Consider the following 17,836-nt stretch of genomic DNA (forward strand, 5'->3'; position numbering starts at 1 on the left):
ATGCCCCATCAGACATAGGCACGTTGCAACAAATGTAGGAGCGGATTTATCCGCGATGCGCCGCGCGGGCGGCGCTCGATCTCATAGGCGCTAAAACTTTCATGGCGAGCACCTGGAGACCCTCCTCGGCCGTAAGATATTTCTGAACTTGAAACCAAATGCTTCAGGATTCGCTAGTTTGGGAATTATCCTACGAGCGCTGCTGAAGTTTCGCTGTTGTCGGGGAAATGCCTCACGGATAACTTTCTCGGGTCGCTTCGGCGACCGGGTGTGAGAACCCGACTGACACAACAGCTCCGTCGTTATGGCGGTCGTGCGCGGGCAGGCTTCGGCCTGGCCGAGTTTTTGCTCTTGTTCCTCGGTTTCTCACCCCGCGCACGGCTGCCACCCACAATCCGTGAGAAAGATTCAGGTGGCGGTTTCCTTAAGCCGAACAAGAGTTAACTGCCATGAAGAAGATCGTCCCCGATCCTCCCCGCCGTAAACCTATCACCACCCCATTCTTCACCGTCCAATCCGACATGTACCCGCCCGACGCCCTGGCCCACGTCAGCGAGCTGCTGCGCGGCGTCATCGAAACCCTCGACGAACACTGCCGCGCCCGCGCTGGCGAATCTGGCCTGAGCATGCTGGGCAATGCGATGCATGCCAGCGAGATCGCCTTTGCGTTGGTCGAGCATGTGCACGCTCGACTATATGGCCAACAGGCTCAGAGGTGATGACATGGCGGATGACCCCAAAGTCCTCACCACCGCCGGCGTGGAGACCTTCCTCGATGTCGGCAACCCGCCGATTGATCTGCTGCGGGTACAGCCGGGCATTCCGATCGAGGATGCCTATGAGCAGGTTTCGATACTGCTGGGCTACATCAAGCACCTGGTGCGTGAGGGCGATATGGAGGATGACCACAAGTTGCTCGGTGCAGCGGATTACCTGAGTGCCTTGGCCAAGGCGTTGATGAACGACATCGAGATGGCCAAGAACCGAATGCATTGATCGCGGTGGGCCTATCGCGGATGAATCCGCTCCTACAGGTTCGATGCGGTCCGTGTAGGAGCGGATTTATCCGCGATAGGGCCAATTCTGACGCTGGAGAAGGCACCGGCAGCTCGCCCCGACTAAGCTGGAAGCGTTCAACCCAGCCTTTCAACTCCCAGATTGGAGCCTATCGTCATGCGTATCCTGATTGCCGCCACCCTGCTACTGGGCAGCAGTGCCGCCTTCGCCGCCACGCAATGCACCACCGCCGACAAGAGTACCTGGCAAGACCCGGATAAATTCCAGACCCAGCTCAAGGAGCAGGGCTACAAGATCAACAAGTTCAAGGTCACCAAAGGCAACTGCTACGAGATCTACGGCTTTAACAAGGATGGCAAGAAGGTCGAGATCTACCACGACCCGGTCACGGGCAAAGCGGTCAAGACCGAGATCGAAGACTGATGCCAGACGCGACGGTGAAGCTGTGGGATCCGCTGCTGCGCCTCTGTCACCTGTCGATCGCCACTGTGTTCTTTGCCGATTATTTTTTCAACGAAGAGGGCGACGACTGGCATCAGTGGCTCGGTTACTACGCCCTGGGCTGTGTGGTCATACGCCTGGTGTGGGGGTTCGTCGGGCCGCAAAGCGCGCGCTGGGCAGATTTCTGGCCAACGCCTGCGCGCCTTGCGGTCCATGCCCGGGCGTTGTTCAAGGGCCAGCCTTACCACCGGCTGGGGCATTCGCCAATTGGGGCACTGGTGATGCTGTTGATGTTGACTGGCATCACCGGCCTGGGGCTGACGGGGTGGGCATCACAGGAAATCGATGCGCTATGGGGCGCCGATTGGCCCATGGATGTGCATAGCTTTCTGGCCGATGCCGTGTTGGCGCTGGTTGGCGTGCATGTGCTGGCGGCCATCGTCGAGAGCGTGCGTTTGCGCGAGAACCTGCCGCTGTCGATGCTGACCGGGCGCCGGCGGCGTATTTCTGATGAGCCGTGATGGCATTTGACCGGCGTTGTTTGGGCGGGCCTCATCGCCGGCAAGCCGGCTCCCACAACGATCCCACAGGCCTCAAGAGTACCTGTGGGAGCCGGCTTGCCGGCGATAGGGCCACTAGGCCGGGCACTGGTGGGTGACGCAGTGAATACCGCCACCGCCTGCCGCGATCGCATCGATGTCCAGTTGCACGACCTCGCGCTCCGGGTACAGCGCTGCCAGCAAGGCCCGCGCCTTTTCATCGGCCTGGGCATCGCCGAATTGCGGGGCGATGATGGCGCCATTGATCACGAAGTAGTTGATATAGCCCGCCGCGAAGTCCGGGTTGCCCTTGCTGAACTTGTTTTTCCGCCCACGCATCGGTGGTGACACGACATGCACCTGCAGGCGCCGGCCTTCGGCGTCGGTGGCTTTCTTGAGAATCTCCAGGTGCTTGCGGGTCACGTCGTAGTCATATGACTCGGGATCCTTGTCCAGGTTGGCAATGACCACGCCGGGTCGCACGAAGCGGGCATAGAAATCCACATGCCCGTCGGTGATGTCCTCGCCAGCGATGCCCGGCAGCCAGATGATCTTGCTCAGGCCCAGGCGCGCCTTGAGCTCAGCTTCGACATCGGCCTTGCTCCAGCCTGGGTTGCGGTTGGCGTTGATCCAGCTGCTTTCGGTCATGATGCCGGTGCCATGGCCGTCCACTTCGATGGCACCCCCTTCGCCAACCAGTTCGCTGCGCTGATACTGCGCACTTGCCACTGTGGCGACTCGCTTGGCCAGCCGGGCATCGTTGCGATGGCGTTGCTTGTTGCCCCAACCATTGAAGTTGAAGTCCACCGCGCCCAGGCCATTGCCGTCATCGACGACGAAGTTGGCGCCGATGTCGCGCATCCAGATGTCATCCAGCTCGCAAGTCTCGAACTGGGTGTTGTGGCTCCCGCAATGTTGCAGGGCCAGCTCGCGTTCGTTGGCACGGCAGAACACGGTCACCGGCTGGTAGCGAGCAATCGCCTGGGCGATACGGCCCAGGGCCGCTTGCACGTCGGCGGTGAAATCCTCCCAGATGGCGTCCTGGGCACCGAAGGCAATGAACGCGCGTTGCTGCGGTTCGCCCTCGTCGGGCATGAACCAGCGGTCGGGTTGCTCGGCGCGAGCCAGGCCCAGGGGCAAGCCCAGGCTGGCTCCAAGGCCCGCGGCCAGTGACAGTTGCAGGAAGGTTCTACGGCTTGGCATGGGTCAGTCAGTCCTGTGCAGTCTTGAAGCGGGTCCACACACGCATGCGCGCGCGCATGTCGGCCTGGGGAATGTCACGGCCCGGAATCAGTCGGGCATAGGTGGCTTCGTCGAGGTAGATATCGGGGTTGTCGCGCAAGCGCGGTTCAACCGCCTCGCGGGCTTTGGCGCTGGCCGTCGGGTAGCCGGTGAAGTTGCTGATCGCGGCCATGTTCTGCGGGCGCATGACGAAGTTGATGAAACGATAGGCGTATTCCGGGTGCTTGGCATCGGTGGGTATCGCCATGGTGTCCATCCACACCGTGGTGCCCTGGCGCGGTACGCGGTACTGGAAATCGAGCTGCTTGCCGGCGGCCTCGGCGGTGCGCTGGGCCTGGATCACATCGCCGCTGTAGCCCAGCGACAGGCACAGGTTCTCGTTGACAAGCTCAGTGACCGGTTGCGACTGGAACTTGCGGATGTACGGGCGCACCGCCTTGAGCAGTTCACTGGCCGCGGCCAGGTCTTCGCGTTTGGCGCTGCGCGGTTCCCGGCCCAGGTAGTTGAGGACCACGGCCAGGACTTCGTCGGGCGAGTCGATGATCGAGATCCCGCAGTCGGCGAACTTGGCGGCAAGCTCCGGTTTGAACAGCAGGTCGAGGTTGTCCAGCGGGGCATCGGCCATGCGTTGGCGAATCATGCCGGCGTTGCTCGTCAGACCGATGGTGCCCCAGGTATAGGGCACGGTGGCCTGGCTGGCCTTGGGATACTGGTCGTGCAGCTTGCGCAGGCCAGGCTCGATGTCGTCGAGCGCCTCCAGGCGGCTGCGGTCCAGTGCCTGCAGGCTGCCGGCGCGCATCAGCCGTTCGGCCACGGTATCGCCGGGGAAGACCAGGTCGTAGCCACTACGGCCCGACATCAGCTTGGCTTCGAGCACCTCGCTGCCGTCCATCACGTCGTAGATCACCTGGATACCGGTTTCAGCGGTGAACTGCTTGAGCGTGTCTTCGGCGAAATAGTCGGCCCAGTTGTACAGGCGCAGGGTCGGCTGCTCGGCCAGGGCGTGGCTGGCGCAGAGGGTCAGGGCGAGCGCGGCCAGGTATGGCAGTTTCATGTTCAGGCCCTCGCAATGTGGGAGTGGTGGCCGTCCAGGGTCAACAGCGGCGCGTACATTTCCGGGCGACGGTCGCGGTAGATGCCCCAACTCAGGCGGTCTTCGCGCATGCGCGCCAGGTCCAGGTCATGCAGCCAGATGCCCGTGCTGCTGCGGTCGGCTTCGGCCAGCAGGGCGCCCTTGTGGTCGCAGATGAACGACGAGCCATAAAAGCGCATGGACAGGGTCTGATCGCTGCCCGCGACTTCTTCGCCCACGCGATTGGCGGCCACCACCGGCAGCAGGTTGGCGGCGGCATGGCCGCGCATGGCGACTTGCCAATGGTCGCGCGAGTCCAGTTCGGCAGCGCCCGGTTCCGAGCCGATGGCGGTGGGGAACAGCAGCACTTCAGCGCCCAGCAGTGCCAGGCAGCGGGCGGTTTCGGGGAACCACTGGTCCCAGCAGATGCCGATGCCCAGACGCCCGAAGGCGGTGTCCCAGACCTTGAAACCGGTATCGCCGGGGCTGAAGTATTCCTTCTCCTGATAGCCGATGGCGTTGGGGATGTGGGTCTTGCGATAGATACCGAGCAGGCGGCCATCGGCGTCGGCGACGGTCAGCGAATTGAAGAAGGCATTGCCGGCCCGTTCGTACCAGCTCAGCGGCAGGACCACGCCGAGCTCGCCGGCCAGGGCAGCGAAACGCTGCAGGATCGGGCTGTCGGCATAGGGTTCGGCCAGCGCCTGGTGGCGGTGGTCCTGTTCGATGCAGAAATAGGGGGTGGCGAACAGCTCCTGCAGCAGGATCACCTGGGCGCCCTGGGCGGCGGCCTGACGCACCAGTTGCTCGGCACGGTCGAGGTTGTCCGGCAGGTTCCAGCTGCACGGCATCTGGGTCGTGGCGATGCGCAGCAGGTTCATGGTTGTACCTCGGGTTGTTGCTGGGTGATGCAGTGGATGCCGCCACCGCCGTGGGCGATGTGGTCGATGCGCACTGGCACGATTTCCCGGCCGGGGAAGGCATGGCCCAGCTGTGTGGCCGCGTCGGCATCGGCGGCGATGCCGTAGGCGGGCATGATGACCGCGCCGTTGGCGAGGTAGAAGTTGGTGTAGGAGGCGCAGAACACCTCGGCCTCGGGGTCCACAGCGGCGCTGGCTTCGTACAGGTCGAGCAGTTCGAACCGGCGGCCCTGTGCGTCCGTGGCCAGTTCCAGGGCTCGGCGGTTCTCTCGCACGACCTCGGCATACACCGAGCCATGATCATGGGTGGCATCGACCAGCAGCACGCCAGGGCGGGCGAAGGCGCACACGCCGTCCACGTGGCCATCGGTCATGTCACCGGTGACGTACTGCGGATCGCCGGGTAGCCAGATGGTCTTGCGGATGCCCAGGTAACGGGCGAAGCAGCGTTCGAACTCGGCCTTGCTGATACCGGGATTGCGGTTGGGATTGAGCAGCACCGACTCGGTGGTGATCAGGGTGCCTTCGCCGTCCACATGAATGGCGCCGCCTTCGTTGCACAAGGCCGTGCTGAAGCCGTCGAGGCCCAGGTGGTCGAGGATGCGCCGGCCCAGGCTGCGGTCTTGGCCATGCGCAGACTTGTCGCCCCAGGCGTTGAAACGCCAGCTCAGGCCGGCAAGGCCATGTTGCGGGTGGCAGATGAAGCTGGGGCCGCTGTCCCGGCACCAGCTGTCGTCGACGGCCAGCTCGACCAGCTCGATGTTGGCACCGCACAAGGCACGCGCAGTGGCCATTGCCGAGGGATCGACGACCATTTTCACCGGCTCGAAGCGGGCAATGGCGGCGGCGACCCGTGCAAAGTCGCGTTGTACATCGGCCAGGCGCACCTGCCAGCCGTTTTCCCACAGGGCCTGGTTGTGCGGCCAGATCATCCAGGTGGCAGCGTGGCGGGCCCATTCGGCAGGCATGCGCCAGCCGCTGTCGAGGGACAGGTCCATAGTGAACTCCGATCTATTAAGGATTTTTATCAACGAAGCCCGCCGTCGCGGGTGTTGGTGACCATGCTATGGCTATGAAGCGGCAGCGACAAACGATAGATTTAGCGCACATCTGATTAGCAGGGCTTATCGATCATGCTGAAACACTGGCCACCCCTCAATGCCCTCCGGGGCTTCGAAGCCGCGGCTCGGCTCGGCAGTTTCCACAAGGCCGCCGAGGCGCTGAACCTGACCCAGTCGGCCATCAGCCAGCAGATTCGCAGCCTGGAAACCTACCTGGAACAACCGCTGTTCCACCGCAGTGGCCGCAGCGTCAGCCTGACCGATGCCGGGCATGACCTGCTCAGCACCACCCAGTCGCTGTTGCAGCACCTGGCCGTAGGCATTCGCCGCCTCGATCAGTACCGCAAGCCCAACCAGCTGGTGGTCAACACCACGCCGGCGTTTGCCCGGCACTGGCTGCTGCCGCGGTTGGCCGATTTTCATCAGCGTTGCCCAGAGGTCGACCTGTGGCTGTTCACCAGTTTCGAGGTGCCGGACATGGCCACCGAAACCATCGACCTGGCCATCCGCGATGACCTCAGCGCCCAGGCCGAATGCAGCTTCACGGTGCTGCACCAAGACCTGTTGTACCCGGCCTGCCACCCCTCGCTGGCGAATGCCCCCGCCCGTACCACCCTGCATGGCGAGCGCGAGATGGACTGGAGTCATTGGCAACTGGAGGGTGGCGAGGAGGTCGGGCAGCAGGGCAAAGGGTTGAATTTCTCTGACCCCGGGCTGTTGCTGGATGCCGCGAGCGAAGGCTTGGGCATTGCCTTGATCAGCCAGTTGCTGGCCCGGCGGGCGGTGCACGAGGGGCGGCTGCAGGCGCTTTCGACGCAGCGGGTACGGGGGCCGGCGTGGGCTTGCCTGGTGCATCGGGACAGCCAGGATGATCCGTTGGCCAGGCAGTTTCTCGCGTGGTTGAAAGACGCACTGGGGCAAGATTGATGCGGGCGGATTTGAATCCCCCCGATCAGCCCGTAATATGTGTCGGATAACCTTTGGGGGTAGTCTCACCCTCTGATCAATCGGAAGCGCTGCCTGATGGCACTTCCCCAGCATAAACCTGACGAGGTACAGACATTGGCCATCATTCATCCTAAGGTTCGCGGTTTCATCTGCACCACGACTCACCCGAAGGGCTGCGAGCTCAACGTCCGTGACCAGATCGAAGCCACCCGCAAGCTGGGCGTGCGCGAGGATGGCCCGAAGAAGGTCCTGGTCATCGGCGCCTCCAGCGGCTACGGCCTGGCGGCACGCATCACTGCGGCGTTCGGCTTCAAGGCCGATACCCTGGGCGTGTTCTTCGAAAAGCCAGGTACCGAAACCAAGGCCGGTACCGCCGGCTGGTACAACGCTGCAGCCTTCGACAAGTTCGCCAAGGCCGAGGGCCTGTACAGCAAGTCGATCAACGGTGACGCCTTCTCCGACGAAGCCCGCGCCAAGGTCATCGAGCTGATCAAGAACGAAATGGGCGGCCAGGTTGACCTGGTCATCTACTCGCTGGCCTCGCCAGTGCGCAAGCTGCCGCAGACCGGTGAAGTGATCCGCTCGGCGCTCAAGCCAATCGGCCAGCCGTACAAGTCGACCGCCATCGACACCAACAAGGACACCATCATCGAGGCCAGCATCGAGCCGGCCACCGAGCAGGAAATCCAGGACACCATCACCGTCATGGGTGGTCAGGACTGGGAGCTGTGGATCGATGCCCTGAACGCCGCTGGCGTACTCGCGCCACAGGCGCGCACCGTGGCCTTCAGCTACATCGGCACCGAAATCACCTGGCCGATCTACTGGCACGGCGCCCTGGGTAAGGCCAAGCAGGACCTGGACGAGACTGCCCAGCGTCTGGCCAAGAAGGTAGGTGGCAGTGCCAACGTGGCGGTGCTCAAGTCGGTCGTCACCCAGGCCAGCTCGGCGATTCCGGTGATGCCGCTGTACCTGTCGATGGTCTTCAAGATCATGCAGGAGAAGGGCGTTCACGAAGGTACCCAGGATCAACTGGACCGCATGTTCCGTGACCGTATGTACCGCGCTGACGGTGCCCCGGCGGAGCTGGACGAGAAAGGCCGCCTGCGCCTGGACGACTGGGAACTGCGTGATGACGTTCAGGACGCCTGCAAGGCCATGTGGCCGCAAGTGACCACCGAGAACCTGTTCCAGCTGACCGACTACGCCGGTTACAAGAAGCAGTTCCTCAACCTGTTCGGCTTCGAGCGCGCTGACGTCAACTACGACGAAGACGTGGCGACCGATGTGAAGTTCGACTGCGTCGAGCTGTAAGCAAAGCCCGGCTGGCCCTATCGCCGGCAAGCCGGCTCCCACAGGAATAGCATCGCCCTCAAGGCCTGCGCTGTACCTGTGGGAGCCGGCTTGCCGGCGATGAGGCCGGTACAGACCCAAGATTTTTTGCTAGCGTTGGCGCACAACAACAGGAAAGCGCGCCATGAGCAGCCTCACCCAACCGGCCACCCCGTTTCGCCAGACCACAGCCGACGGCTACAGCCTCGGTGGCTTCTGCTGGCGCCACGCCCCGGCCAATCCCCAGCGCCCGCTGGTGATCATCAATGCCGCCACCTCTGTACGCTGCCGCTACTACGCGCGCTTTGCCGACTACCTGTTCGCCCAGGGTTTCGATGTGCTGACCTACGATTACCGTGGCATCGGCGAATCGCGGCCGCCTTCCTTGCGCGGTTTCCAGGCTTCATGGAGCGATTGGGGCCGGCTGGATTTCGAAGCCATGCTGGCGCACGCCGCGCAGGCGTTCCCCGGCCAGCCGGTGGATGTCGTGGGCCACAGTTTCGGCGGTTGCGCAGTGGGCCTGGCACCGTCTGCCGGCCAGGTGCGGCGGGTGCTGATGGTGGGCGCGCAGTTCGCCTACTGGCGCGATTACGCGGCCAACCAGCGCTGGCGACTGTTGGGCAAATGGCATGTGGTGATGCCGCTGCTGACCCGCGCGTTCGGTTATTTTCCCGGCAAGCGCCTGGGCTGGATGGAAGATACCCCGGCGGGCGTGGTGCAGGACTGGACTACCCGGACTGCGCGCTATGAACACAGGCCCAGTGGGCGCAGCCTGGAAGTGGCACCCTTTGCGTTGGTACGTGCGGCGACCCTGGCGATCAGCCTGACCGACGATCCGTTCGGCACCGTGGCGGCGACCGAGCGGTTACTGGGCTACTTGCAGGGGGAGCGCCAGCATTTGCGGATTGCGCCTGTGGATATCTCGGTCGAGGAAATTGGCCATTTCGCGTTTTTCCATGACCGGTTCCGCGCCAGCTTGTGGCCGATTGCGCTGGAGTGGTTGCAGCGGGGCAGGTTGTTGGCTGGCAGCCCGGGGAAGATCATCAGCTGATGTTGCCTGCACCGGCCTCATCGCCGGCAAGCCGGCTCCCACACGTACAGGCTACGGCACAATCCTGTGGGAGCCGGCTTGCCGGCGATTGGGCTGCGAAGCAGCCCCGGCGCTATCAAGCGTTACGCTTAAGCGGCAGTTCAGCGAATTTCACACCCGCCAACCCCTGCTTGATCAGCGCACGAATGTTGCCATGGTCACTGCCCTCTGGCGTGGCCACGACATCACGGTAGTGCTCGCCAAAAGCCAGCAGGGCCTCCTGGTCGCTCAAGCCTTCCAGCAAGGCCAGGCCCAAGGTCTTGCATGAGCCTTCGTTCTGCCCGGCGGCATTTTCCACGCCGCCGTTGTTGAAGGCTTGTGGCTGGTAGCTGTAATTAGCGGCAATGAACGCCAGGGTGTCGGCAAAGGCGTGTTGGCCGCTGGCCAGGCTCGCGCGCAGGGTGTTCAGATCAGTCACGGGGTTTTCCTTGTTCGAACGCCGCTTGTTGCTCGGCGCTGGCTTCTTTCTGGTGTTGGGCTTTCCACTCGGCGTAAGGCATGCCGTACACCGCTTCGCGGGCATCATCCAGGCTGATGTCGAGCTGACGTTCGTCGGCGGCGGCCTTGTACCACTTGGACAGGCAGTTGCGGCAGAAACCGGACAGGTTCATCAGGTCGATGTTCTGCACATCGGTGCGTTTCTGCAGGTGTTCGACCAGGCGCCGGAAGGCGGCGGCCTCGAGTTCGAGTTGTTGTTGCGGGGTCATGGGGCTTCCCTCAGGTCATGCGATTCTTCAGATGGCGGCCACCGTTGATGACCACCTGGCTGCCGGTGCTGTACTGGCTGGCGAGCAGGTATTTGACCGTCTCGATCAGCGGCCCGGCGCCGGGTTCGAATTCCAGCAGGGCCTTTTTCAGGGTCTGCTGGCGGTAGGCCTCGTCACCGCCTTCCTTGAGGATCAGCAGGCCCGGCAGGATACCGTTGACGCGCACCTTGGGCGCGTACTTTTCGGCGAACGACAACACCATGTTCTGCAGCGCGGCCTTGGTCGCGGCATAGCCGATATGGCTCTTGCTGCCACGCGAGGAGGTTTCGTCACAGATATGGATGATGTCGGCCTTGTCGACCTTGGCCAGCAGCTCGCCGAGGGCCAGGTTGAGGTGGTACGGCGCTTCGACGTGCAGGCGGAACATGGTGTCGAGGTTGTCGAGGCCATCGTCGAGCCACAGCGAGGCGTTGTGGATGATCGCGCGCAGCCCGTCGTAGCGGTGCTGCAAGAAGTCGATCAAGGCCTGGCGGTCGGCTGCCTGGCAGAGATCTGCCTGGAACTGAACGATATTCGGGTGCGCCGACTGCGCCTGGACGCTGCGGCTGGCGCTGACTACGGTATGGCCGGCCTGTGCCAGCTCAAGGGCCAGGGCCAGCCCGACGCGCTGGCTGGCTCCGGTAATGAGAATGGGGCTGTTCATGTGCGGGCGGTCAACTTGTCTTCCTGTCGTTGATGCCCAGCATACCGTAAGAATTTTCTTATTGTATTGTCTGCCCTCAGCTCTCGCGAAACGCTGCGCGGGTGCCTGTAGCGGCATGCAGCCAACTGGCGAGCAAACGGGTGGAAAGGGGGATGAACAGGTAGACCATCACCGGTGTCAGGGCCAGGGTGCTCATCAGCACACGGGGCACCAGTTCCAGCCCCGCCAGCCAGTGGCCGAACAACAGGTTGAACAGCAGCGAAACCGGGAAGAACGCCAGCCAGATGGCCACCGCCTGTTTCCAGCGCGGCGGCTTTTGCACCGTATTGGTGCCAAACCAGTCGTCGATGCCACTGACGCGCCTCTCTTTGGGGCGTTCGAACAGGCCGTTGCCACGCTGCAACCAGGCCCGACGCGAGGCCGAGTGCTCCCAGGCATGCAAGGTGGGCTCGTCGCTGAAGCGGAAAATGATCTGGAATTCGTCGCAGTCACGGGGTGGGGCGAAAATGCCCGAGCCGAGGTAGCCGGGGAAGTCGGTGGCCAGCTGCTCGCCTTCGTGCAGCCAGGCCAGCAGGTCCTGGTAGCGGCCGTGGGCGGCGCGACGCGACACCATCAGGGTGACGGGTGGGGTAGACATCGTGTATCTCCTGGCGGCGGGGCTGGCGGGTAGCTGGCCCCTAGGCTGTGTCGCCCGGGGTGGTGGGCGGCGCAGGCGTGCATGCAAGAATTGGGCGCGGATTATCGCGTACTCGGCATTTTCGGCAACTATCCTCAAGCAAACGGTTGCACTCATGACGTAGTAGAATGCGCGTTCAACTTCCGTGCACAGGTTACTCAGTGCTGATGAACAAACAGGGACGTACTTCGCAATCCGAAGACGGTATGGAACACCGCGACTTGTTCCCGATACGTGAAGTTTCCCGCCTCACCGGGGTCAATGCCGTCACCCTGCGCGCCTGGGAGCGCCGCTACGGGCTGGTCCAGCCTACCCGCACCGAAAGCGGTCACCGCCTGTATTCCCAGGCCGACATCGACGAGATTCGCCGTATCCTCGGTTGGCTCGAGCGCGGTGTTGCAGTCAGCAAGGTCGGTAGCATTCTTGCCCGCGACCAGGCCATGGTGCAGAACGCATTGGCGCCCGATGCCGCCAAAGGTTGGCAGGCCCAGCTGCGCGACGCCGTGCAGCGTTTCGATGGTGCTGGCCTGGATCGCCTTTTCGACCAGGTATTTGCTGCAATCACCCAGGACCGGGTATTCGCCGATGTCTTCATGCCCGTCTGGCACGACCTGGCGGCGGGGCAGGCGGTGTTTGGCCAGGCCAGTGAATGGCTGTTCCTCGACCAGTTCCTGCGGGGCCGTGTGTTCACGCGTTTGCAACTGTCACAGCCGTGGCGCGGCCGTCATGTGTTGTTGGCACCCTTGCCAGGGCAATGCCTTGAGCTGGAGCTGTTGGTAAATGGGCTGCTGATGGCGAGTGATGAAGTCAGGGTGACCCCGCTGATGCCTGGGCAACCGCTGGAAGAGCTGGCACTGATCAGTGAGCGCCTCGGGCCGGATGCCGTGGTGCTGTTCTCCAATCATTCACTGACCCTCGACATGGGCAAGCGCCTGAGCCGCTTGGCCGTGGGCCTGAAATGCCCGCTGTTGCTGGCGGGCGAGGCGGCGGAACTTGCGCAGGAAAACCTGGCGGGCAGCCTGGTGGCATGTCTCGGTGCAGAGGCTGGGTTGATGCGGCGGCGCTTGCGGCAGTACCTGGCCGGTCAGCTCGACACCTGAGCGTGCAGCTCTGGGTGCGCCTGGCGATGGGCCTGGAGGATGTATTCGCGCAGGCGCTCGACTTCCTCGGGCTGGCTGCGGCTGAGGTCGTAGGCCGCCAGGTCAGGGCCGATACGCCGACGTAGCCTGCCGTGCAGGGCAATTGGCGCAATACCCCCTGGCGCGAAGTTCAGGTCGAAGCGCGACGGCGCTTGTGCCAGGCCACGAATCTCCACCAGGGTGCCTTGGAAGGAAATATCACGCACCAACAGGGCGGAGGTCTGGCCTTGGGCGTCCAGCAGCGCGCTCGGTTGGTCCATCGACAGGCGCCAGGGGCGCAGCATCGGGCCGTCTTCGTAGATCTCCGGCGAGCCGATCTGCAGGTGCAGGGCGTGGAACTCGTCTTCCACCAGCTGCAACGGGAAGCTGATCTGCTGATTGTTGAATTGCGCCTGCAAGGTGACCTGCTCGTTGGCGACCAGGCGGGTCAGCAACGATTGAATGCGATGATCGCCGTTGACCAGCAGGCTCGACATCGGGTCGGCCAGGTTCAACTGCGGGGAGTGCTGCATGTTCTGGATGAAATCCAGCTCGTCCTGGGTGAGGAGCGCATCGGCTTGCATGATCGAACTCGGAGGTGACGATTTCTTCAACGGGATTGACCGTACCGTGGACGATTGGTTCACAAGCGCTCGTCGCAATTGCGACGAGCGTGCAGTTCGGCCAGTTCACGTTCCAGTTCGACCTGGCGACTGACGTCTTTCTGGATGCCGATGAGATAGGTGCGCTGGTCTGCTTCGCTCTTGACCGGGGTGATCGACAGCTCGTTCCAGAAGGCGCTGCCGTCCTTGCGGTAGTTGCGCAGCACTTCGCGGCATGGGCGGCCCTCGGCAAGGGCCTTGCGGATGCGCGCACGGCCCAACTGGTCGCGATCGTCGGCCTGCAGGAAACGGCAATCCTGATAGAGGATTTCGTCGCGGCTGTAGCCGGTCAGGCGTTCGAACGCCGCATTCACGTAGATCAGGATGGTGTCATCGCCTTCCTGTTCGGCGACCACGATCCCGTCATTGGACGCATCGACCATCGATTGCAGCAGTTGCGCGTTGATCATGTTCGGGCCATTGATCGGAAGGGGGACTTTGGTAGAGGCGGCCTTTTGCCAGCGCCGAATGCTAGTATCCTACGTTTTCACTCAGTTTCGGAATCCTCTCCCCGATGAAAGTCGTCATTATTTCCGGCTCGGTGTACGGCACCGCCGAAGAAGTCGCCCGCCACGCCGAGGGCCTGCTCAAGGCCGCGGGCTTCGAAGCCTGGCACGCCGCCCGTGCCACCCAGCAGGATCTTGAAGGTTTTGCCCCTGAAGCGTTGCTGGCCGTGACTTCGACGACGGGCATGGGTGAGCTGCCGGACAACCTGATGCCGCTGTACAGCACCCTCCGCGACACGTTGCCAGCGGCCTGGCGCGGCCTGCCGGGTGCGGTGATTGCACTGGGCGATTCCAGCTATGGCGATACCTATTGTGGCGGTGGCGAGCAGCTGCGCGAGCTGTTCGCCGAGCTGGGGGTGCGGGAAGTGCAGCCGATGCTCAAGCTCGATGCCAGCGAAACGGTAACCCCGGAGACCGATGCCGAGCCTTGGCTGGCGGAGTTTGCCCAAGCCTTGAAGGCCTGAATATATTTGCGTTGTCTGTCCTGGCCCCTTCGCGGGACAAGCCCGCTCCCACAAGTTATCCACTAGTGCAGACTTAGTTGAGATCCTGTGGGAGCGGGCTTGTCCCGCGAAGAGGCCGGCATGTACAGCCTATTCCCTTACCAGCTCAAGCCAGGCCTGAGCCGCCCGCGACAGATACGCGCCACGCCGCCAGATGAATGCGATATCCCAGCGCAGATCCTTTGGCGCACTCAAAGGCAAACGCACCACCCCAGGGCGTTCCAACGCCTTCGCCACCACCCGCGGCAGCAACACCACGCCCTGGCCCGCCGCCACCAACGCCACCAGAAAATCCGCCTGGCCACTGCGCCCACCTTCCTTCGGCGTGAACCCTTGCTGCTGGCAAGCTTTGAGCAACCGGTCATTGAGTACGAAGCTGCGCTGATACAGCAGGAAAGGGGTATCTGCCAGTTGCTGCAAGGTCACCTGTCGCTGCTCCGCCAACGCATGCCCGGCCGGTAGCAGCGCGTCCAGCGGCTCGTTGCAGAACGGCTGGTGTTCGAACGCCGGATCGCTGGGTGTCAGGCTGCCGCCCAATTCCAGCTCGCCACTGTGCACCGCCTGCTCGACCGTGCGGCTGCCGCCTTCGAGCAGTTGAATCGAAATGTTCGGATGGCGCCGCCGGTACTCGGCGAACAACCCGGCGAACAAGGCATCGCTGCCCAGCATCGGCAGGCCCAGGCGCAGCTCGCCGCGTTCCATCTGGCTGAGGTCATCCAGCTCGTTGAGCAGCGCCTGGCGTTGGCGCAACAACGCCTCGCCCCGTTCCAGGACGATGCGTCCGGCAGCGGTCAGGTGCAGGTGCGAGGCCTGGCGTTCGAGCAATGGCTGGCCGATAGCCTGCTCCAGCTGGGCCACCTGCTTGCTCACGGCCGATTGACTGATATGCAGCGTCTGTGCGGCTTGGGTGAAGCCGCCGCGTTGGACCACTTCGATGAAGCTGCGCAGCTGTTTGAATTCCATCTTCTGAATTCCATATTGGAATGGCGATCAGTCTAACAATTCGCTTCTGGCCTAGGCAGCCGAATCTTAGAATGTAGGCCTGTCGAGGAACCCTCCCATGAAACCCGCGTTATTGAAAAAAGCCCTGCGCCTGCTCACCGAGCTGGCGGTCCTTCTGGCGTTGTTCTGGACCGGTAGCCAGCTGGCCGGTTGGCTGGGCTGGCCCATCCCTGGCGGGGTGATGGGCCTGGCCCTGCTTCTGCTGCTGTTCGCCTGCGGCGTGGTCAAGCCCACTACCTTGCAACTGGGCGCAGGCTGGCTGATGGCCGAGATGCTGTTGTTCTTCATACCCGCGCTGATGAGCCTGCTCGATTACGGCACCCTGGTGCGTGAAGAAGGCTGGCGCATCCTGCTGGTGATTGCCGTGAGCACCCTGATGGTCATGGTGGTCACCGCCGTCACCGTCGAACTGGTGTGCCGTTGGAGGTTGCGCCATGAGCCTTGAGCCCATGCCGCTGTTCTGGCTGGCGCTGACCCTGCTGGCCTACCTGGGCAGCCGTTGGCTTTACCGACATACCGGGCGGTACCTGATGTCGCCGCTGATCCTGGTGCCGGCGCTGCTGTTGGCGGTGGCTGTGCCATTGCACACCGCGTATGCCGAATATGCCCGCAACACCCACTGGCTGATGGGCGTGCTGGGCCCGGTGACGGTGGCCTTCGCAGTACCGATCTGGCAACAGCGGGCGATGCTGGCCCGGGACTGGCCGGCATTGCTGATCGGCATGCTGGCAGGCAGCACGGCGTCGATCGCCAGTTCCTGGGGCTTGGCGCACCTGCTGTCCCTGGACACAGCGACCAGCCTGTCACTGGTGCCACGTTCGATCACCACGCCATTCGCCATGCCGCTGGCCCATGACCTCGGTGGTGTGCCGGAGCTGACGGCGGTGTTCGTCATGTTCACCGGCGTGCTCGGTGCCCTGTTCGGCGGCGTGCTGCTGCGCTGGCTGCCGTTGCGCTCGGCGTTGGCGCGGGGTGCGCTGTTCGGGGTCGGCGCCCATGGCGCCGGGGTCAGCCGCGCCCACGAGGTGGGCCGCGAAGAAGGCTCCGTGGCCGGCCTGGTCATGGTGCTGACTGGCTTGCTCAACCTGTTCGCAGCGCCGCTGCTGGCCATGCTGCTGTGACCGTTCGTGCCACTGGCTCGCTCGGTCAACAAGCTGGCTGGCAACGCAAGTTTCACCTGTTGGGCGGCTGACTAGACTCAGCCTCGACAAAGAGAGCACAAGTAAGTGCCGAGGTGACTTGCAATGACCGCAGCCTTGCCCAACACCGTCAACACCTAGACAACCGGGACGAATACGATGCCATTGGCCGAGATACCATTGTGCGTCTGGCGTACCCGGGGACAGAGTTTCACGTTCCGGGGCCAGAGCATCCGCTACTGGACCGCAGGGCAAGGAGAGCCCCTGCTGCTACTGCATGGATTCCCAACCGCCAGCTGGGACTGGCACTACCTGTGGGCGCCGCTGACTCAGCATTTTCGGCTGATCGCCTGCGACATGCTGGGGTTTGGCGATTCGGCCAAACCGCTGGACCATACCTACAGCCTGATGGAGCAAGCCGACCTGCAACAGGCCTTGCTGGCCCATCTCAAGGTTCAGGTAGCGGTGCACCTGCTGGCGCACGACTATGGCGGCAGCGTGGCCCAGGAGCTGTTGGCGCGGCACCACGAACAGCGTGCCGAGATCGCCAGCTGCGTATTCCTCAACAGTGGCCTGTTCCCTGAGAGCTGCCAGGTGCTGCTGGTGCAGAAACTGCTGCTCAGCCGCCTGGGCTGGCTGGTCGGGCGCTCGTTCAAGCGTGATGATCTGGTGCGCAATGTCTCGCAGACCTACGGGCCCTGTACCCGCCCCAGTGAAAGTGCCCTGGATGACTGCTGGAGCCTGATTGCCGCACACGGCGGTACCCGCATCCTGCACAAGCTGGTGAGCTTCGTGCCGGAGCGCCGCGCCCATCGCGAACGTTGGGTCGGCGCGCTGCAGACCGAGGGTGTGCCGCTGCGCTTCATCAACGGTGTGGTCGACCCGCTCTCGGGCGCGCGCATGGTCGAACGCTACCGGCAACTGGTGCCCAACCCGGACACCGTGCAGCTGCAAGGCATTGGCCATTACCCCCATACCGAGGCCCCTGCGCAGGTCCTGCGGCACTACCTGGCTTTTCGCGAGCAACGGCTGAGCTACCTGCCGCAGCAAGTCGCCTGGTCCTGAACCGCCGACCATCGTCCTGCGTTATCGCCTGGCATTCAGCGTGGGTGCGCTTGATTGTCCGGCGCCTGGGCGTTGGCACAGACTCGACGCATT

Annotated in this window: 23 protein-coding genes; 12 read left to right on the forward strand and 11 right to left on the reverse strand. The window is 63.3% G+C overall.

Features of this window, described 5'->3' with window-relative positions:
- The first annotated feature begins 449 nt into the window (after positions 1–449).
- The 4 genes from ACIPZG_RS12775 (at position 450) to ACIPZG_RS12790 (ending at position 1,979) form a co-directional block, all read left to right on the forward strand.
- Positions 450–719: a hypothetical protein gene (locus ACIPZG_RS12775; protein ID WP_400642101.1), complete on the forward strand. Its 270-nt coding sequence runs from the start codon at positions 450–452 to the stop codon at positions 717–719.
- Positions 720–723: 4 nt separating this feature from the next.
- Positions 724–996 (forward strand): DUF3077 domain-containing protein, encoded by a 273-nt coding sequence (locus tag ACIPZG_RS12780; RefSeq protein ID WP_400714093.1) that lies wholly within the window; start codon positions 724–726, stop codon positions 994–996.
- A gap of 177 nt (positions 997–1,173) precedes the next feature.
- Positions 1,174–1,440: a PepSY domain-containing protein gene (locus ACIPZG_RS12785; RefSeq protein ID WP_400714096.1), complete on the forward strand. Its 267-nt coding sequence runs from the start codon at positions 1,174–1,176 to the stop codon at positions 1,438–1,440.
- Positions 1,440–1,979, forward strand: a complete 540-nt coding sequence (locus tag ACIPZG_RS12790; RefSeq protein ID WP_400714099.1) for a cytochrome b/b6 domain-containing protein — start codon at positions 1,440–1,442, stop codon at positions 1,977–1,979. The genes ACIPZG_RS12785 and ACIPZG_RS12790 overlap by 1 nt, the downstream gene beginning before the upstream one ends.
- Positions 1,980–2,093: 114 nt before the next feature.
- Here ACIPZG_RS12790 and ACIPZG_RS12795 read toward each other — a convergent pair whose 3' ends face one another.
- The 4 genes from ACIPZG_RS12795 to ACIPZG_RS12810 are packed head-to-tail and all read right to left on the reverse strand — an operon-like array spanning position 2,094 to position 6,229.
- Positions 2,094–3,200 carry an agmatine/peptidylarginine deiminase gene (locus ACIPZG_RS12795; RefSeq protein WP_400714102.1) on the reverse strand — a complete coding sequence of 369 codons (1,107 nt, stop codon included), beginning with the start codon at positions 3,198–3,200 and terminating at the stop codon, positions 2,094–2,096.
- 7 nt (positions 3,201–3,207) lie between these two features.
- Positions 3,208–4,293, reverse strand: coding sequence for an extracellular solute-binding protein (locus tag ACIPZG_RS12800; protein ID WP_400714105.1), 1,086 nt, complete (start codon positions 4,291–4,293; stop codon positions 3,208–3,210).
- A gap of 2 nt (positions 4,294–4,295) precedes the next feature.
- Positions 4,296–5,192 (reverse strand): N-carbamoylputrescine amidase, encoded by an 897-nt coding sequence (aguB, locus tag ACIPZG_RS12805; RefSeq protein WP_400714108.1) that lies wholly within the window; start codon positions 5,190–5,192, stop codon positions 4,296–4,298.
- Positions 5,189–6,229 (reverse strand): agmatine/peptidylarginine deiminase, encoded by a 1,041-nt coding sequence (locus ACIPZG_RS12810; RefSeq protein ID WP_400714111.1) that lies wholly within the window; start codon positions 6,227–6,229, stop codon positions 5,189–5,191. The genes aguB and ACIPZG_RS12810 overlap by 4 nt, the downstream gene beginning before the upstream one ends.
- 135 nt (positions 6,230–6,364) lie before the next feature.
- On the opposite strand from ACIPZG_RS12810, the gene ACIPZG_RS12815 reads away from it, so the two are divergent.
- The 3 genes from ACIPZG_RS12815 to ACIPZG_RS12825 all read left to right on the forward strand — a co-directional run bounded on the left by ACIPZG_RS12815 (position 6,365) and on the right by ACIPZG_RS12825 (position 9,623).
- Positions 6,365–7,219, forward strand: a complete 855-nt coding sequence (locus ACIPZG_RS12815) for a LysR substrate-binding domain-containing protein (protein WP_400714114.1) — start codon at positions 6,365–6,367, stop codon at positions 7,217–7,219.
- A 135-nt stretch (positions 7,220–7,354) separates the two neighbouring features.
- Complete coding sequence (gene fabV / locus ACIPZG_RS12820) at positions 7,355–8,554, forward strand: enoyl-ACP reductase FabV (protein ID WP_008097903.1); 1,200 nt, start codon at positions 7,355–7,357, stop codon at positions 8,552–8,554.
- Positions 8,555–8,717: 163 nt separating this feature from the next.
- Positions 8,718–9,623, forward strand: coding sequence for an alpha/beta fold hydrolase (locus ACIPZG_RS12825; protein WP_400714117.1), 906 nt, complete (start codon positions 8,718–8,720; stop codon positions 9,621–9,623).
- 115 nt (positions 9,624–9,738) lie between these two features.
- Here the strand turns inward: ACIPZG_RS12825 and ACIPZG_RS12830 are convergent, their stop codons facing one another.
- From ACIPZG_RS12830 to ACIPZG_RS12845, 4 genes are all read right to left on the reverse strand, one after another.
- Positions 9,739–10,080: a HopJ type III effector protein gene (locus ACIPZG_RS12830; protein ID WP_400714120.1), complete on the reverse strand. Its 342-nt coding sequence runs from the start codon at positions 10,078–10,080 to the stop codon at positions 9,739–9,741.
- Positions 10,073–10,369 (reverse strand): DUF1244 domain-containing protein, encoded by a 297-nt coding sequence (locus tag ACIPZG_RS12835; RefSeq protein ID WP_400714123.1) that lies wholly within the window; start codon positions 10,367–10,369, stop codon positions 10,073–10,075. Before ACIPZG_RS12835 ends, ACIPZG_RS12830 begins: the two co-directional genes overlap by 8 nt.
- 10 nt (positions 10,370–10,379) lie before the next feature.
- Positions 10,380–11,072 carry a dihydromonapterin reductase gene (gene folM / locus ACIPZG_RS12840; RefSeq protein ID WP_400714126.1) on the reverse strand — a complete coding sequence of 231 codons (693 nt, stop codon included), beginning with the start codon at positions 11,070–11,072 and terminating at the stop codon, positions 10,380–10,382.
- Positions 11,073–11,148: 76 nt separating this feature from the next.
- Positions 11,149–11,709: an antibiotic biosynthesis monooxygenase gene (locus ACIPZG_RS12845; RefSeq protein ID WP_400714129.1), complete on the reverse strand. Its 561-nt coding sequence runs from the start codon at positions 11,707–11,709 to the stop codon at positions 11,149–11,151.
- A gap of 206 nt (positions 11,710–11,915) precedes the next feature.
- Between ACIPZG_RS12845 and ACIPZG_RS12850 the strand changes: the two genes are divergently transcribed.
- Positions 11,916–12,848: a MerR family transcriptional regulator gene (locus ACIPZG_RS12850; RefSeq protein ID WP_400714132.1), complete on the forward strand. Its 933-nt coding sequence runs from the start codon at positions 11,916–11,918 to the stop codon at positions 12,846–12,848.
- On the opposite strand, the gene ACIPZG_RS12855 is transcribed toward ACIPZG_RS12850, so the two are convergent.
- Positions 12,833–13,450, reverse strand: coding sequence for a hypothetical protein (locus ACIPZG_RS12855; protein WP_400714135.1), 618 nt, complete (start codon positions 13,448–13,450; stop codon positions 12,833–12,835). The genes ACIPZG_RS12850 and ACIPZG_RS12855 overlap by 16 nt on opposite strands.
- 59 nt (positions 13,451–13,509) lie before the next feature.
- A complete protein-coding gene (locus tag ACIPZG_RS12860) occupies positions 13,510–13,938 on the reverse strand; it encodes a PAS domain S-box protein (protein ID WP_400714138.1) in 429 nt (142 codons plus the stop codon).
- Between the two features lie 104 nt (positions 13,939–14,042).
- Between ACIPZG_RS12860 and ACIPZG_RS12865 the strand changes: the two genes are divergently transcribed.
- A complete protein-coding gene (locus ACIPZG_RS12865; protein ID WP_400714141.1) occupies positions 14,043–14,498 on the forward strand; it encodes a flavodoxin in 456 nt (151 codons plus the stop codon).
- Between the two features lie 129 nt (positions 14,499–14,627).
- Here the strand turns inward: ACIPZG_RS12865 and ACIPZG_RS12870 are convergent, their stop codons facing one another.
- Positions 14,628–15,500 (reverse strand): LysR family transcriptional regulator, encoded by an 873-nt coding sequence (locus ACIPZG_RS12870; RefSeq protein WP_400714144.1) that lies wholly within the window; start codon positions 15,498–15,500, stop codon positions 14,628–14,630.
- A 97-nt stretch (positions 15,501–15,597) separates the two neighbouring features.
- Here ACIPZG_RS12870 and ACIPZG_RS12875 point away from each other — a divergent pair, with 97 nt between their 5' ends.
- The 3 genes from ACIPZG_RS12875 to ACIPZG_RS12885 all read left to right on the forward strand — a co-directional run bounded on the left by ACIPZG_RS12875 (position 15,598) and on the right by ACIPZG_RS12885 (position 17,743).
- Complete coding sequence (locus ACIPZG_RS12875; RefSeq protein ID WP_400714147.1) at positions 15,598–15,984, forward strand: CidA/LrgA family protein; 387 nt, start codon at positions 15,598–15,600, stop codon at positions 15,982–15,984.
- Complete coding sequence (locus tag ACIPZG_RS12880; protein WP_400714150.1) at positions 15,974–16,660, forward strand: LrgB family protein; 687 nt, start codon at positions 15,974–15,976, stop codon at positions 16,658–16,660. Before ACIPZG_RS12875 ends, ACIPZG_RS12880 begins: the two co-directional genes overlap by 11 nt.
- A gap of 177 nt (positions 16,661–16,837) precedes the next feature.
- Positions 16,838–17,743, forward strand: coding sequence for an alpha/beta fold hydrolase (locus tag ACIPZG_RS12885; RefSeq protein ID WP_400714152.1), 906 nt, complete (start codon positions 16,838–16,840; stop codon positions 17,741–17,743).
- The last annotated feature ends 93 nt before the right edge of the window (positions 17,744–17,836 follow it).

Origin of the sequence: Pseudomonas sp. NPDC089395 (genome assembly GCF_044749525.1) — a bacterium.
GTDB lineage: Bacteria > Pseudomonadota > Gammaproteobacteria > Pseudomonadales > Pseudomonadaceae > Aquipseudomonas.

Bases quoted from the DNA above. Each gene is read 5' to 3' on its own strand.
- ACIPZG_RS12835 (WP_400714123.1), bottom strand. From the start codon at position 10,369: ATGACCCCGCAACAACAACTCGAACTCGAGGCCGCCGCCTTCCGGCGC.
- ACIPZG_RS12800 (WP_400714105.1), bottom strand. From the start codon at position 4,293: ATGAAACTGCCATACCTGGCCGCGCTCGCCCTGACCCTCTGCGCCAGC.
- ACIPZG_RS12885 (WP_400714152.1), top strand. From the start codon at position 16,838: ATGCCATTGGCCGAGATACCATTGTGCGTCTGGCGTACCCGGGGACAG.
- ACIPZG_RS12870 (WP_400714144.1), bottom strand. From the start codon at position 15,500: ATGGAATTCAAACAGCTGCGCAGCTTCATCGAAGTGGTCCAACGCGGC.
- ACIPZG_RS12860 (WP_400714138.1), bottom strand. From the start codon at position 13,938: ATGATCAACGCGCAACTGCTGCAATCGATGGTCGATGCGTCCAATGAC.
- ACIPZG_RS12825 (WP_400714117.1), top strand. From the start codon at position 8,718: ATGAGCAGCCTCACCCAACCGGCCACCCCGTTTCGCCAGACCACAGCC.
- ACIPZG_RS12795 (WP_400714102.1), bottom strand. From the start codon at position 3,200: ATGCCAAGCCGTAGAACCTTCCTGCAACTGTCACTGGCCGCGGGCCTT.
- aguB (WP_400714108.1), bottom strand. From the start codon at position 5,192: ATGAACCTGCTGCGCATCGCCACGACCCAGATGCCGTGCAGCTGGAAC.
- ACIPZG_RS12845 (WP_400714129.1), bottom strand. From the start codon at position 11,709: ATGTCTACCCCACCCGTCACCCTGATGGTGTCGCGTCGCGCCGCCCAC.
- ACIPZG_RS12775 (WP_400642101.1), top strand. From the start codon at position 450: ATGAAGAAGATCGTCCCCGATCCTCCCCGCCGTAAACCTATCACCACC.
- ACIPZG_RS12855 (WP_400714135.1), bottom strand. From the start codon at position 13,450: ATGCAAGCCGATGCGCTCCTCACCCAGGACGAGCTGGATTTCATCCAG.
- ACIPZG_RS12880 (WP_400714150.1), top strand. From the start codon at position 15,974: ATGAGCCTTGAGCCCATGCCGCTGTTCTGGCTGGCGCTGACCCTGCTG.
- ACIPZG_RS12780 (WP_400714093.1), top strand. From the start codon at position 724: ATGGCGGATGACCCCAAAGTCCTCACCACCGCCGGCGTGGAGACCTTC.
- ACIPZG_RS12850 (WP_400714132.1), top strand. From the start codon at position 11,916: ATGAACAAACAGGGACGTACTTCGCAATCCGAAGACGGTATGGAACAC.
- ACIPZG_RS12790 (WP_400714099.1), top strand. From the start codon at position 1,440: ATGCCAGACGCGACGGTGAAGCTGTGGGATCCGCTGCTGCGCCTCTGT.
- ACIPZG_RS12865 (WP_400714141.1), top strand. From the start codon at position 14,043: ATGAAAGTCGTCATTATTTCCGGCTCGGTGTACGGCACCGCCGAAGAA.
- ACIPZG_RS12810 (WP_400714111.1), bottom strand. From the start codon at position 6,229: ATGGACCTGTCCCTCGACAGCGGCTGGCGCATGCCTGCCGAATGGGCC.
- ACIPZG_RS12815 (WP_400714114.1), top strand. From the start codon at position 6,365: ATGCTGAAACACTGGCCACCCCTCAATGCCCTCCGGGGCTTCGAAGCC.
- ACIPZG_RS12785 (WP_400714096.1), top strand. From the start codon at position 1,174: ATGCGTATCCTGATTGCCGCCACCCTGCTACTGGGCAGCAGTGCCGCC.
- folM (WP_400714126.1), bottom strand. From the start codon at position 11,072: ATGAACAGCCCCATTCTCATTACCGGAGCCAGCCAGCGCGTCGGGCTG.
- ACIPZG_RS12875 (WP_400714147.1), top strand. From the start codon at position 15,598: ATGAAACCCGCGTTATTGAAAAAAGCCCTGCGCCTGCTCACCGAGCTG.